The organism is Rhodoferax sp. GW821-FHT10B06 (assembly GCF_059415605.1).
On the sequence record NZ_JBWKNO010000019.1, the window covers coordinates 25,835 to 39,601 of the forward strand.

Here is a 13,767-nt window from a genome sequence, read left to right on the forward strand (position 1 = left end):
ATGCCGTTCCCGGACGGCCAAATCTACAGTCAAGTCAAGGTCCAGAAGGAGATTTGACATGACAAAAAAGGGGCAGGCGCTCTCGGTGCTGATGGTCAGCACGCTGGCGTTCACCGTGTGTTTTATGGTGTGGATGATGTTCGGCGTCATCGGCATTCCGATCAAGAAAGCGCTGGGTCTGAATGCCACGCAGTTTGGTCTGCTGATGGCAACGCCGGTGCTGACCGGTTCACTGATTCGCGTGCCCCTGGGCATCTGGACCGACAAATTTGGGGGCCGCAACGTGATGGCCATCCTGATGGCCATCACGGTCCCTGCCATCTACCTGATGTCGTATGCCACCGCGTACTGGCACTTCCTCTGCATCGGCCTGTTCGTGGGCTTGGCGGGGGGCTCGTTTTCAGTCGGTACGCCTTATGTGGCACGCTGGTTCCCCAAGCAGCAGCAGGGCTTTGCCATGGGCGTCTATGGCGCAGGCAATTCCGGCGCGGCGGTCAATAAGTTTGTCGCCCCAGCGCTGGTCGTGGCGTTCGGCTGGTCCATGGTGCCGCAGGTCTATGCCGCCATCATGTTGGGCACGGTACTGCTGTTCTGGCTCCTCAGCTACAGCGATCCTGCGCACCTGGTGTCCAGCAACGTCACATTCAAGGAGCAGCTCAAGGCGCTGAAAGACCCGCGGGTGCTGAAGTACTGCCAGTACTACAGCATTGTGTTTGGTGGCTATGTCGCCTTGTCGCTGTGGATGGTGCAGTACTACGTGGGCGAGTTCGGACTTGAGATCCGCAGCGCCGCTTTGCTGGCCGCCTGCTTCTCCCTGCCCGGCGGCGTGCTGCGCGCCGTGGGCGGCTGGATGTCCGACAAATGGGGGGCGCACAGCGTAACCTGGTGGGTGCTGTGGGTCAGCTGGATCTGCCTGTTTGTGCTGAGCTATCCGCAAACCGATTTCACCATTGCCACCATCGGCGGCCCCAAGACCTTCCATCTGGGCCTGAATGTCTACGCCTTCACCGGGCTGATGTTTGTGCTGGGCATCGCCTTCGCCTTCGGCAAGGCCAGCGTCTTCAAGTACATCAGCGACGACTACACCAGCAACATCGGCGCGATCAGCGGCATCGTCGGGCTGGCCGGCGGCCTGGGCGGCTTTGTGCTGCCGATCCTGTTTGGCGCGCTGATGGACCTGACCGGCATCCGCTCCAGCGCCTTCATGCTGATGTATGGCGTGGTCTGGGTCTCTCTCATCTGGATGTACTGGACCGAAGTGCGTCGCAGCGACGTCATGGGGCCCAAAGCGGCCACTCTCGGCCTGCAGACCTGATTACCGCTTCTCTGAAAGAAAACAATGGACACGAAAATTTCCTCCGCCGCCGACATTGGCGATTGGCGCCCGGAAGACGAGAAATTCTGGGACAGCACGGGCAAGAAGATCGCCTACCGCAACCTATGGATTTCCATCCCCGCCCTGTTGTGCGGCTTTGCTGTGTGGGGCATGTGGGGCATCATCACGGTGCAGATGTTGAACCTGGGCTTTCCCTTCACCCAGGCGCAACTCTTCACATTGACGGCCATTGCCGGCATCTCGGGTGCAACCATGCGCATCCCCGCTTCCTTCTTGATCCGGCTGGCGGGCGGACGCAACACCATCTTCCTGACCACGTCCATGTTGCTGGCCCCAGCCATTGGTACTGGCATTGCGCTGCAGCACCCCGAGTGGCCGTTGTGGGTATTCCAGCTGATGGCCCTGTGGTCGGGCGTTGGCGGTGGCAACTTTGCCTCCAGCATGTCCAACATTTCCACCTTCTTTCCCAAGCGCCTGCAAGGCACGGCACTGGGCCTGAACGCCGGCCTGGGAAACTTCGGCGTGACCACCATGCAAATCGTCATCCCGCTGGTGATGACGGTCAGCCTGTTTGGCAGTTTCGGTGGCGCATCGGTACCCTTGGTCAAGGACAGCGGCTGGATCTTCGGCAAGATCGCCGCGGGCACGCCCACCTGGATCCAGAACGCCGGTTTCGCCTGGGTACTGTCGCTGGTTCCGCTGGGTGCGCTGTGCTGGTGGGGCATGAACAACCTGAAGACGGTGACCCCGGCCTCCGGTGGTCCGCTGGTGGCCTTTGCCAAGATCACCTACCTGTACACGCTGGCCTTTGTGCCGTCGATCTTCATGCTGTACCTGTACCTGCCGGCCCCTACCGGCCTGGGCGTGCTCAATATGTGGGTGGCGATTCCACTGGATATCGTCGCTGCGCTGCTGGTGATGAAGCTGGCCGCCTTCGGCACGATGAAGGAAAACGTCGCCAAGCAGTTTGAAATCTTCCGCAACAAACACACCTGGGCCATGACGGCGCTGTATGTGGTCACCTTCGGCTCCTTCATCGGGTTCTCCATGGCCCTGCCACTGGCCATCACCGTGATTTTTGGCTTTCAGCACATTGCGGACGCGTCCGGCGTGATGACCCATGCGCTGAAGAACCCGAACGCGCCCTCGGCGCTGACCTATGCCTGGATTGGCCCCTTCATTGGTGCAGCTACCCGGCCCGTGGGTGGCTGGATCTCGGACAAGCTCGGCGGCTCCATCGTCACGCAATGGGTCTCGGTGGTGATGGTTGCAGCGTCAGCGGCTGTGGGCTACGTGATGATGTTGGCCTACCAGTCGGCCACGCCCGACCAGTACTTCTTCGCCTTCATGCTGCTGTTCGTGGTGCTGTTTGCCGCCACCGGCGTGGGCAACGGCTCCACGTTCCGTAGCGTGGGCTTCATCTTTGACCGCCAGCAAGCTGGCCCCGTGCTGGGCTGGACCTCGGCTGTGGCGGCCTACGGCGCCTTCATCGCTCCGGTGTTAATAGGACAGCAAATCAAAGCTGGCACGCCGCAGTTTGCCTTCTACGGATTTTCCGTGTTCTACGCACTGTGCCTGTTCGTGAACTGGTGGTTCTACCTGCGCGCAGGCGCGGAAATCAAGAATCCATGACACACCTATTGCTACATATTTAATAGCTTAGTGCGCAGGTGATATCTGCGCTAGAGGCCATTTTTACTCAATAACACAGCAGCTACACCGAGGTATCCCATGAGCCACTTTCTGGACCGACTCAGCTATTTTTCCCAGCCCCGGGAAACGTTCTCGGGCGACCACGGCGTCACCACCGGCGAGGACCGCACCTGGGAAGACGCCTACCGCAACCGCTGGGCCCACGACAAGATCGTACGCTCCACCCACGGCGTCAACTGCACAGGCTCCTGCTCGTGGAAGATCTACGTCAAGGGCGGCATCGTCACCTGGGAAACCCAGCAGACCGACTACCCCCGCACCCGCTGGGACATGCCCAACCACGAGCCGCGCGGCTGCGCACGTGGTGCGAGCTATAGCTGGTACCTGTACAGCGCCAACCGCGTGAAGTACCCCATGGTGCGCGGCCGGCTGCTCAAGAGCTGGCGTGAAGCACGGCTGGGCAACGACCCCGTGGCGGCCTGGGCCTCCATCGTGGAGGACGACGCCAAACGCACCGACTACCAGAAGATCCGCGGCCTGGGCGGCTTTGCCCGCTCCACGTGGGACGAGGTCAACGAAATCATCGCGGCGGCCAACGTCTACACCATCAAGAAACACGGGCCAGACCGCATCATCGGCTTCTCGCCCATCCCAGCCATGAGCATGGTCAGTTATGCCGCCGGCAGCCGGTACTTGAGCCTGATCGGCGGCGTGTGCATGAGTTTTTACGACTGGTACTGCGACCTGCCCCCGAGCAGTCCGCAGGTCTGGGGCGAGCAGACCGACGTGCCTGAATCTGCTGACTGGTTCAACTCCAGCTTCATCATCGCCTGGGGCTCCAACGTGCCGCAAACGCGCACGCCCGACGCGCACTTTTTTACCGAGGTGCGCTACAAGGGCACCAAGACCGTAGCCATCACGCCCGACTATTCCGAAGTAGCCAAACTGGCCGACATCTGGATGAACCCCAAGCAGGGCACCGACGCGGCCGTGGCCATGGCCATGGGCCACGTGATCCTGAAGGAGTTCTACTTCCCCGACAACGAAGAATGCCGGGCCGCCCCAAATTCTTCGAGCCCCCTTGGGGGGCAGCCGTCCGCAGGCGGCGTGGGGGCTCGTACCGAGCGCAGCGCCTACTTTGACGACTATGTCCGCCGCTACACCGACATGCCCATGCTGGTGATGCTCAAGGAACACACGCTCCCGAGCGGCGAAGTCATCACCGTGCCCGACCGCTACGTGCGCGCCTCAGACTTCAACGGCAAGATGGGCCAGGCCAACAACCCCGAGTGGAAGACCGTGGCCTTTGACGTGAGCGGCAAGGTGGTGCTGCCCAATGGTGCCATCGGCTTCCGTTGGGGTGCCGACGGCCGGGCCGATGAAGGGCAGTGGAACCTGCAGAACAAGGAAGCGCGCCATGGCAATGAGGTCAAGCTGAAACTCTCGGTGATGGAAGGTGATGCGCCTAGCACCGAGACAGCCCGCGTCGGCTTCCCCTACTTCGGCGGTATTCAACACGAGAGCTTTCCCAACAACGTAGCCAAGGGCGGTAACGACGGCGCAGCCGGTGAAGTGCTGGTGCGCACCGTGCCGGTGCAGCGCATCTCGCTGGGCAAGGCCGGAGAGGAACGCTCAGCCCTGGTGGCCACGGTGTTCGACTTGCAAGTGGCCAACTACGGCGTGGCCCGCGGCCTGGCCGGCGAGCTGGCCGCTACCAGCTTTGACGACGACACGCCCTACACCCCGGCCTGGCAGGAAAAGATCACCGGCACGCTGCGCGCGCAGCTCATCACTGTGGCCCGGCAGTTTGCCGAGAACGCGCACAAGACCCATGGCAAGTCCATGGTCATCATCGGTGCGGCCATGAACCACTGGTACCACAGCGATATGAACTACCGTGGCGTCATCAACATGCTGATGATGTGCGGCTGCATAGGCCAAAGCGGCGGCGGCTGGGCTCACTACGTGGGCCAGGAAAAGCTGCGCCCGCAGACGGGCTGGACGGCACTGGCCTTTGCACTGGACTGGATACGCCCGCCCCGCCAGATGAATAGCACCAGCTTCTTCTATGCCCATACCGACCAGTGGCGCTACGAGAAGCTGGGTATGGAGGAAGTGCTCTCGCCTTTGGCCGACAAGCAGGCATTCGCCGGCAGCATGATCGACTACAACGTACGCGCCGAGCGTATGGGCTGGCTGCCCAGCGCGCCGCAGTTGCAGACCAACCCGCTGCAGGTGGTGCGCGACGCTGCCGCAGCCGGCGTGGACGCCAAGGACTACGCCGTCAAGGGCCTGAAGGACGGCTCACTCAAGATGAGCTGCACAGACCCCGACCACCCGGACAACTGGCCGCGCAACATGTTCGTGTGGCGCTCCAACATCCTGGGCTCATCGGGCAAGGGGCACGAATACTTCCTCAAGCACCTGCTGGGCACCAGCAACGGCGTGCAGGGCAAAGACCTGGGCAAAGAAGAAGCCAAGCCCACCGAAGTTGTCTGGCACGACAAGGCCCCCGAAGGCAAGCTGGACCTGCTGGTCACGCTGGACTTCCGCATGAGCACCACCTGCCTGTACAGCGACATCGTGCTGCCCACCGCCACCTGGTACGAGAAGAACGACCTCAACACCAGCGACATGCACCCCTTTATCCATCCCCTAAGCACCGCCGTGGACCCGGCCTGGCAGTCGCGCAGCGACTGGGACATCTACAAGGGCTTTGCCAAGAAGTTCAGCGAAGTCTGCGTCGGCCACCTGGGCGTGGAGCGCGAGCTGGTGCTGACGCCGCTGATGCACGACAGCCCTGCCGAACTGGCGCAACCCTTCGGTGTGAGCGACTGGAAACAGGGCGACTGCGAGCTGATCCCCGGCAAAACCGCCCCTAACATGCAGGTGGTCGAGCGCGACTACCCCAACGTCTACAAACGCTTCACGGCTCTCGGTCCACTCATGGGCAAGCTGGGCAATGGCGGCAAGGGCATTGGCTGGAACACACAGACCGAAGTGCGGCAACTGGGTGAGTTGAGCGGCCTGGTCACCGCCGAGGGCGTGACGCGCGGCATGCCGAAGATCGAGACCGACATCGACGCAGCCGAAGTGGTGCTGATGCTGGCGCCTGAAACCAACGGCCACGTGGCCGTCAAGGCCTGGGAAGCATTGGGCAAGCAGACCGGCCTGGACCACACCCACCTGGCCATCCACCGCGAGGACGAGAAGATTCGCTTTCGCGACATCCAGGCACAGCCGCGCAAGATCATCAGTTCGCCAACCTGGAGCGGCATCGAGAGCGAGACCGTCTCCTACAACGCCGGCTACACCAATGTGCACGAGATGATCCCATGGCGCACCCTGACCGGGCGCCAGCAGTTCTACATGGACCACCCATGGATGCAGGCTTTTGGCGAGGGCTTTTGCAGCTACCGCCCGCCGGTGGATTTGAAGACCACCGCCGGCATCCATGGCATCAAGCCCAACGGCAACAAGGAAATCGCACTCAACTTCATCACGCCACACCAAAAGTGGGGCATCCACAGCACCTACACCGACAACCTGCTGATGCTCACACTCAGCCGCGGCGGCCCCTGCGTCTGGATGAGCGAGGACGATGCCAAGTTGGCCGGCATCGTGGACAACGACTGGATCGAGCTGTTCAACATCAACGGCGCCATCGCGGCGCGGGCGGTGGTGAGCCAGCGCGTCAAACCCGGCATGGTGATGATGTACCACGCCCAGGAAAAGATCGTGAATACGCCCGGCTCGGAAATCACCGGTGTGCGCGGCGGCATTCACAACTCGGTGACCCGCATCGTGCTCAAGCCCACCCACATGATCGGCGGCTACGCACAGTTCAGCTACGGTTTCAACTACTACGGAACCATTGGCACCAATCGCGACGAGTTCGTGGTGGTACGCAAGATGGACAAGATTGACTGGTTGGACACACCGGTTGGGCAGGAACAGGTCCGCGCGACGCAGGCCGAGGGAGAGAACGCATGAGCCGTATTCAGGGAGCCGCGCCATGGCACTGAAACACCTGGCCCCCGGTGAACTCGCGCATGCTGGCCCCCTGGGCGAAGCGCTGCCCGACACACACACCTTCACGGTGGTGCGCACCGACAACCTGCAGATCTTCCGCCTGGTGCTGCGCGCCGGCGCGGATCTTGCCGAGCACGCGGTGCCCGGTGCCATGGTCTTCCAGTGCGTGGAAGGCGAGGTCATTTTCCGCGCACCGGGCTGCGAGTTGCGCATGCAGGCCGGAGACCTCACCCACATGGCTGCCGGCGCACCGCACTCCGTCCATGCCGTAACCGACATGTCGGCCCTGGTCACCGTCGTGGGCCACGCGCCGGTCAGTCCGTCCGTCCCCCTCAAGGAGAACAACACATGAAAATCCGCGCACAAATCGGCATGGTCCTGAATCTGGACAAGTGCATCGGCTGCCACACCTGCTCGGTTACCTGCAAGAACGTCTGGACCAGTCGGCCCGGCATGGAATACGCTTGGTTCAACAATGTAGAGACCAAGCCCGGCATCGGTTACCCCAAGGAATGGGAGAACCAGGACAAATGGAACGGCGGCTGGGTGCGCAAGGCCAACGGCAAGATCGAGCCGCGCCAAGGCGGCAAGTGGAAGCTCTTGATGAAGATCTTCGCCAACCCCAACCTGCCGGAGATTGACGACTACTACGAGCCCTTCACCTTCGACTACGGCCACCTACAGTCCGCCCCCGAGATGAAGGCCAGCCCCACGGCGCGCCCGCGCAGCCTGATCACCGGAAAGCAGATGGACAAGATCGTCTGGGGCCCGAATTGGGAAGAAATTCTGGGCGGCGAATTCAAGGGCCGCAGCGCCGACAAGAACTTCGACGACATCCAGAAAGAGATGTACGGCGAGTTCGAGAACACCTTCATGATGTACCTGCCGCGCCTATGCGAGCACTGCCTGAACCCGGCCTGCGTGGCATCGTGCCCCTCGGGCTCGATCTACAAGCGCGAGGAAGACGGCATTGTGCTGATCGACCAGGACAAATGCCGCGGCTGGCGCATGTGTGTCAGCGGCTGCCCGTACAAGAAGATCTATTACAACTGGAAAAGCGGCAAGGCCGAGAAATGCATCTTCTGCTACCCGCGCATCGAAGCCGGCCAGCCCACCGTGTGCAGCGAGACCTGCGTGGGCCGTATCCGCTACCTGGGCGTGCTGCTGTATGACGCCGACCGCATCCAGGAAGCCGCCAGCGTGGAGCATGACCGCGACCTGTACCAGGCGCAGTTGGACATCTTCCTGGACCCGAACGACCCCAAGGTGATCGCCCAGGCACGCGTTGACGGCATCCCCGACAAGTGGATGGAAGCTGCGCGCAACAGCCCGGTCTACAAGATGGCCGTCGAATGGAAGGTGGCCCTGCCGCTGCACCCTGAGTACCGCACTCTCCCCATGGTCTGGTATGTGCCGCCGCTCTCGCCCATCAGTGCAGCAGCCAATGCCGGGCACCTGGGGCAGAACGGGCAGATTCCGGACGTTAACCAGCTGCGCATCCCGGTCAAGTACCTGGCCAACCTGCTGACCGCCGGCGACACCGTGCCAGTGATCCGCTCGCTGGAACGCATGCTGGCCATGCGTGCCTTCCAGCGTGCCAAGCATGTGGACGGCGTGGTCGACGACGCGGTGCTGGAGCAAGTGGGCATCACCCGCGCCATGGTGGAGGAGATGTACCACGTGATGGCGATTGCCAACTACGAGGACCGCTTCGTCATCCCGACCACGCACCGTGAATATGCCGAGAACACCTTCAATGTGCGCGGGGGCTGCGGCTTCTCGTTTGGCAACGGGTGCTCGGAGGGAACCAGCGAAGTCAGCCTCTTTGGCAGCGACAAGAAAAGAACCATCCCTATCAAGGCGGAGATCTGACATGACCACCCACAAGCAAACCGCCAACGATCTGTCCATGACCCTGCGCGTACTCGCGCGCCTGCTGCAGTACCCCGACGCAGGCATCCGCTCCCACCTGCAGGAAATGCGCGCCGCACTGCATAGCGCGCACACCGTTGGCCGCGAACGGCTGGCCGAACTGGACGCACTGATCGACAGCCAGTTGGCCCAAAGCGCCATCGACGCCGAGGCCGACTACGTGCAGTTGTTCGACTGCGGCCGCGCCACCTCGCTGCATTTGTTCGAGCATGTGCATGGCGACTCGCGCGAGCGCGGCCCGGCCATGATCGACCTGGCCAAAACCTACGAGGCCGCCGGCCTGTTCCTAGCCGAGGGCGAACTGCCCGACTACCTGCCGGTGCTGCTGGAATACGCCTCCACCCAGCCGCCAGCGCAAGTCCGCGCGCTGCTATCGGAAGTGGCGCACATCCTTAACGCCATCTTCAACGCGCTGGAAAAGCGCGAAAGCCGGCATGCCAGCGTGCTGGGCGCGCTACTGGAGATAGCGGGTGAGGCAGCCCGCTCCATCACCATCACACCCGACGAGCCGCTGGACGTGGCCTGGGCCGAGCCTGCCGCGTTTGACGGCTGCTCGACACAGGGCCAGGCCAAGCCGGGCGACCCGCAACCGATCCACATCGTCCGCCGGAACAGCCCGGCACAAGGAGCATCGATATGAGCGGCCTCTATGGTTTCCTGTTCCAGGTTTACCCCTATGTCTGCTTCACAGTATTCCTGGTCGGCAGCCTTATCCGCTTTGACCACGGTCAGTACGGCTGGAAGAGCGACTCCTCGCAGATGCTGCGCACCGGCACGCTGCGTTGGGGCAGCAACCTGTTCCATGGCGGTGTACTGTTTTTGTTCTTCGGCCATATGGTGGGCCTATTCACGCCACACGCCGTGTATGGCGTCTTCATGAGCGCCGCCAGCAAGCAGTTGATGGCGGTGGTGGCCGGCGGCATTGCGGGCACACTGTGCTTCATCGGACTCACGCTGCTTTTGTACCGGCGCATCTTTGACCCGCGCATCCGCTACACCAGCCACCCCACCGACATCGCCGTGCTGGTGATCCTGTGGGTGCAACTGACCGTAGGCCTGATCACCCTGCCCTTTTCCCTGCAGCATTCCGACGGCAGTGTGATGCTGATCCTGGCCGACTGGGCCCAACGCATCGTCACTCTGCGACCGGTGGATGCGACGGCCCTGGCCGCACTGCCCTGGCCCTATCTGTTTCACATCGTCTTTGGCATGACCATCTTCCTGCTGTTTCCATTCAGCCGGCTGGTTCACGTGTGGAGCGGCTTTGCCTCGATCTTCTATGTATTGCGGCCCTATCAGGTGTCGCGCGCCAGACGCCTTAACCTGCCGCAAGACCACAACCTGCCGCCCCAACACGACCGGCCCTGAACGCGGCACGCAGCGCAACATACAACACAAGGAATCACCATGGACAACGGATGTGGATCGGGCTCCTGCGGCTGCAAGAGCGGCGGAGCAGCAACAGCTCTCAGTGTGAAGCCCCAAGCCGGCGGCTATGACGCCGCGCTGGTCAACTCGCTGACGGCCCCCCCGCCCGTGCCGCTGGAGCCCCGCACCGGCGGGCCGGGCCCAATAGCCAGCATAGCCAGCGTCAACGGCGTGCCGCTCCACCTGGCGGACGAATACCCCAACGAAGAAAGCCTGCGCCAGATGGCCTGCAGCGAGCTGCTACGCCAGGCCGCGCAATCAGCCGGACTGCTGGCCGCAGACGACCTGCCCCTGACGGGTGGCGTGCAAAGCGAAGCTGCCACAGAAGCGATCGAGGCGCTGCTTGAGCGCGAGCTGAAGGTGCCTGAACCCTCTGACGAGGCCTGCGCCCGTTACTACGCCGCGCATGCGGCCCGCTACCGCACCGACGAGCAAGTCCACGCCCGCCACATCCTATTTGCGGTGACGCCGGGCGTGGACGTGGTGGCGCTGCGCAACCGCGCCGAGGGCGTGATGCTACAAGTCCGCTGCCATGACCGCGATGATGCGAAGGCGGCAGCGGCCTTTGCAGCCGCGGCCTCGCAATGGTCCAACTGCCCCAGCTCCGCCGAAGGCGGCGAGTTGGGCTGGCTGGGCCCGCAGGACTGCGCGCCCGAGTTTGGCCGTGAACTGTTCGGCCTGAATGACATGGGCGTTCTGCCCCGCCTGGTGCACAGCCGCTTCGGCTTTCATGTGGTGGAGGTGCTGGCCCGCAAGAGTGGCACGCCGCGCGCCTTTGAGACCGTGCGCGAAGCCGTGCGCCTGGCGTTGAAGCAGCAGACCTGGGCGACGGCCCTGCACCAGTACCTCACCATCCTGGCCGGGCAAGCGAACCTCGTGGGCGTGGCGCTGGAGGCGAGCGACTCGCCGCTGGTGCAGTGACGCGGCCATAGCCCGGCCCGCCGCCAGCGCCATGCCCGCCAACCTGCAAGCTGATCTGCCAGACGACCTGCTGATGCGCCTGCGGCGCTTTCACGACCATACCTTTCCCGGTACGCAGGCGCAGTTCCAGAGCCTGGTGCGCGACGGCCAGCACCCGACCATTCTGTTCATCGGCTGCTCCGACTCGCGGCTGCTGCCCTACCTGCTGACGGGTGCGGGGCCGGGCGAACTGTTCATCGTGCGCAATGTCGGCGCCTTTGTGCCGCCCTACGACGGCTATGTCGATGACCCCATGAACGGCTCGCGGGACACCGCACGCCGCTGGGTCGGCTACCACGGCACCTCCGCCGCTATAGAGTTTGCGGTACTCAACCTCAAGGTCTCGCGTATCGTGGTCTGCGGCCACAGCCATTGCGGCGCCATCCGCGCGGCCTATGAGGGCGTGCCGGATGAAGCCGTCAACCTCAAGGCCTGGTTGAGCCTGGCCGCCGAGGCCCTGCTGCCGGTACAGCCCGGCCCCGAAGCCCTGCGCCGCACTGAGCAACGCGCCGTGGTGCTGCAACTGGAGCGTCTCATGGACTACCCCATGGTGCGCGAACGGGTCGAGGCGCGGGCCCTGGCGCTGCACGGCTGGCACTACGTCATTGAAGACGGTGAAGTTCACGTATTTGATGTCCAGACCGGCCAGTTCGTCCCGGCATCCACGGCCTCACACAGCGGGGATGGGCCGTACAGAGAGCATTTAACCGAACCGGTTTTCAATGAGATAGACGATGCCGACCGCCCGCACTGATACCACCCGCTGGACCAGTGACCTCCTAGCCCTTATCTGAAAGAGAGCAACCCATGGATATTTCCTTTTTTGACGACTTGCTGCAAGCCGCGCGGGCACAGCCGCTGCCACAACGCCTGCTGCTGGTGTTTGCGAATGCCGACCTGCCTGAAGACAGCACGCCAGCGCAGCGCGAACGCTTCCTGGCGGGCCAGGGCGGCGCGCTGGTGCCAGTGATGTGCGTGGACAAGACACCCGACGAACTGCACAGCTTCGCCGATCTGGTGAAAGAGTCGGTGCAAATGGCGTCGGCGTGGAGCATGGTGTTTGCAAGCAGCCTGTCTGGCACACAGGGGATACCGCCCGGCAGCGCAGTCGCGGAGCAGGCTCTTGAGCGCATGGTGGCGTCCATCAAGGCGGGCCAGCTGGCAGCCATGGTTCCCTTTAACCGCCAAGGCCAGGCGGTGTCCCTGGGCTGCTGACGGCTTCGCCATGGTGGACACCATCCAAATCCGAGAACCCAAGCCGGCCGCCATCGACCCCGGTCTGGCGTTGTGGCGCATGGGTTTTCGGCCGTTCTATTTGCTGGCCAGTGTGTTCGCTGCACTGTCCATCGCCTTGTGGGCCCTGCAATACGCGGGCTGGCTAGGCCGGCCTTATCTGCAGGGTCCTCTGTGGCATGCGCACGAAATGCTGTTCGGCTTCACACTGGCCGTGGTGGTGGGCTTTCTCTTCACCGCCGGGCGCAACTGGTCGAACCATCCCACACCCACGGGTCTGCCGCTGGCGGCACTGGCCGGACTGTGGGTGGCTGCGCGCGTGCTGGTGCTCACCCCGTTCGGCTGGGCGGCGGCCGTTGCCAATACCGCGTTTCCGCTGGCCGCGGCCATTGCGCTGGCGATTCCTTTCCTCGCCGCGCGCAACCGGCGCAATTATTTCTTCATCGGCCTGTTGGTGCTGCTGTCGGCAGCGGCGCTGATGGTGCACATGGTGCTGCTCGGGGTGCTGGCGCTACCGGGCTGGCTGGGTATCCAGATCGGGCTGGATGTGGTGCTGTTCATCATGGCGGTGATGGGCGGGCGCGTCATTCCCATGTTCACCAACAACGGCATTCCGGGGGCCAAGGCGGTGCGCCACCCGGCCGTGGAAAAGCTGGCCCTGGGCTTGGTGTTGCTCATCCTGGTGGCCGACCTGCTGCCCAGGCATGGCGTCGCACTGGCCGGCTTGCTAGGCGCGGCCGCCGCCGCCCATCTGGTGCGCTGGTGGTTGTGGCAGCCATGGACGACCTGGCGCACGCCGCTGGTCTGGGTACTGCATGCGGCCTATCTGTGGATCGTGCTGCACCTGGGCTTGCGTGCCTTGTCCATATTCGGCTGGGTGGCCGCATCGGCCGCCACGCATGCACTGACGGTGGGCGCCATCGGCGGTCTGGTCATCGGCATGGTGACACGCACGGCGCTGGGCCACACCGGTCGGCCGCTGCGCGCGGGCCACATGGAGGTGATCAGCTACGGCTGTGTGCTGGCCGCGGCGCTAGTGCGGGTGTTCGTACCGCTGGCGGTGCCGGCAGCCGCCGTACCCGCCGTGCTGTGTTCCGGCCTGCTCTGGTCGCTGGGTTTTGCCGTGTATGCCGTGGCCTACTGGCCGGTGCTGACCCGGCCCCGCCTGGATGGCCGGCCCGGTTGAAGCGACC

Annotated in this window: 11 protein-coding genes; all 11 read left to right on the forward strand. The window is 63.4% G+C overall.

Annotation, left to right across the window (positions count from 1 at the left end; genetic code table 11):
- Window positions 1-58 precede the first annotated feature (58 nt).
- The 11 genes from AC07O2_RS22185 (at window position 59) to AC07O2_RS22235 (ending at window position 13,760) form a co-directional block, all read left to right on the forward strand.
- Entirely contained in the window at window positions 59-1,315 is a 1,257-nt protein-coding gene (locus AC07O2_RS22185; RefSeq protein WP_495234409.1) for an MFS transporter, read from the forward strand.
- Window positions 1,316-1,339: 24 nt separating this feature from the next.
- The gene (locus AC07O2_RS22190; protein ID WP_495106286.1) at window positions 1,340-2,968 is read left to right on the forward strand and encodes an MFS transporter; all 1,629 of its coding nucleotides are present in this window, start codon (window positions 1,340-1,342) and stop codon (window positions 2,966-2,968) included.
- 99 nt (window positions 2,969-3,067) lie between these two features.
- Complete coding sequence (locus AC07O2_RS22195; protein WP_495234410.1) at window positions 3,068-6,982, forward strand: nitrate reductase subunit alpha; 3,915 nt, start codon at window positions 3,068-3,070, stop codon at window positions 6,980-6,982.
- 22 nt (window positions 6,983-7,004) lie between these two features.
- Window positions 7,005-7,373: a cupin domain-containing protein gene (locus AC07O2_RS22200; protein ID WP_495234411.1), complete on the forward strand. Its 369-nt coding sequence runs from the start codon at window positions 7,005-7,007 to the stop codon at window positions 7,371-7,373.
- Window positions 7,370-8,893, forward strand: coding sequence for a nitrate reductase subunit beta (gene narH / locus AC07O2_RS22205; protein WP_495234412.1), 1,524 nt, complete (start codon window positions 7,370-7,372; stop codon window positions 8,891-8,893). Before AC07O2_RS22200 ends, narH begins: the two co-directional genes overlap by 4 nt.
- A 1-nt stretch (window position 8,894) precedes the next feature.
- The gene (gene narJ, locus AC07O2_RS22210; protein ID WP_495106282.1) at window positions 8,895-9,593 is read left to right on the forward strand and encodes a nitrate reductase molybdenum cofactor assembly chaperone; all 699 of its coding nucleotides are present in this window, start codon (window positions 8,895-8,897) and stop codon (window positions 9,591-9,593) included.
- Window positions 9,590-10,321 (forward strand): respiratory nitrate reductase subunit gamma, encoded by a 732-nt coding sequence (gene narI / locus AC07O2_RS22215; protein WP_495234413.1) that lies wholly within the window; start codon window positions 9,590-9,592, stop codon window positions 10,319-10,321. Before narJ ends, narI begins: the two co-directional genes overlap by 4 nt.
- Before the next feature lie 39 nt (window positions 10,322-10,360).
- Window positions 10,361-11,302 (forward strand): peptidylprolyl isomerase, encoded by a 942-nt coding sequence (locus AC07O2_RS22220; RefSeq protein ID WP_495234414.1) that lies wholly within the window; start codon window positions 10,361-10,363, stop codon window positions 11,300-11,302.
- 55 nt (window positions 11,303-11,357) lie between these two features.
- A complete protein-coding gene (locus tag AC07O2_RS22225; protein WP_495234469.1) occupies window positions 11,358-12,095 on the forward strand; it encodes a carbonic anhydrase in 738 nt (245 codons plus the stop codon).
- Window positions 12,096-12,148: 53 nt separating this feature from the next.
- Window positions 12,149-12,556, forward strand: a complete 408-nt coding sequence (locus AC07O2_RS22230) for a ribonucleotide reductase subunit alpha (protein WP_495234415.1) — start codon at window positions 12,149-12,151, stop codon at window positions 12,554-12,556.
- Window positions 12,557-12,566: 10 nt separating this feature from the next.
- Complete coding sequence (locus AC07O2_RS22235) at window positions 12,567-13,760, forward strand: NnrS family protein (protein ID WP_495234416.1); 1,194 nt, start codon at window positions 12,567-12,569, stop codon at window positions 13,758-13,760.
- Window positions 13,761-13,767 lie beyond the last annotated feature (7 nt).

Excerpts from the sequence above, each read along its gene's own strand:
- AC07O2_RS22185 (WP_495234409.1), top strand. The coding sequence starts at position 59 with ATGACAAAAAAGGGGCAGGCGCTCTCGGTGCTGATGGTCAGCACGCTG.
- AC07O2_RS22190 (WP_495106286.1), top strand. The coding sequence starts at position 1,340 with ATGGACACGAAAATTTCCTCCGCCGCCGACATTGGCGATTGGCGCCCG.
- AC07O2_RS22195 (WP_495234410.1), top strand. The coding sequence starts at position 3,068 with ATGAGCCACTTTCTGGACCGACTCAGCTATTTTTCCCAGCCCCGGGAA.
- AC07O2_RS22200 (WP_495234411.1), top strand. The coding sequence starts at position 7,005 with ATGGCACTGAAACACCTGGCCCCCGGTGAACTCGCGCATGCTGGCCCC.
- narH (WP_495234412.1), top strand. The coding sequence starts at position 7,370 with ATGAAAATCCGCGCACAAATCGGCATGGTCCTGAATCTGGACAAGTGC.
- narJ (WP_495106282.1), top strand. The coding sequence starts at position 8,895 with ATGACCACCCACAAGCAAACCGCCAACGATCTGTCCATGACCCTGCGC.
- narI (WP_495234413.1), top strand. The coding sequence starts at position 9,590 with ATGAGCGGCCTCTATGGTTTCCTGTTCCAGGTTTACCCCTATGTCTGC.
- AC07O2_RS22220 (WP_495234414.1), top strand. The coding sequence starts at position 10,361 with ATGGACAACGGATGTGGATCGGGCTCCTGCGGCTGCAAGAGCGGCGGA.
- AC07O2_RS22230 (WP_495234415.1), top strand. The coding sequence starts at position 12,149 with ATGGATATTTCCTTTTTTGACGACTTGCTGCAAGCCGCGCGGGCACAG.
- AC07O2_RS22235 (WP_495234416.1), top strand. The coding sequence starts at position 12,567 with ATGGTGGACACCATCCAAATCCGAGAACCCAAGCCGGCCGCCATCGAC.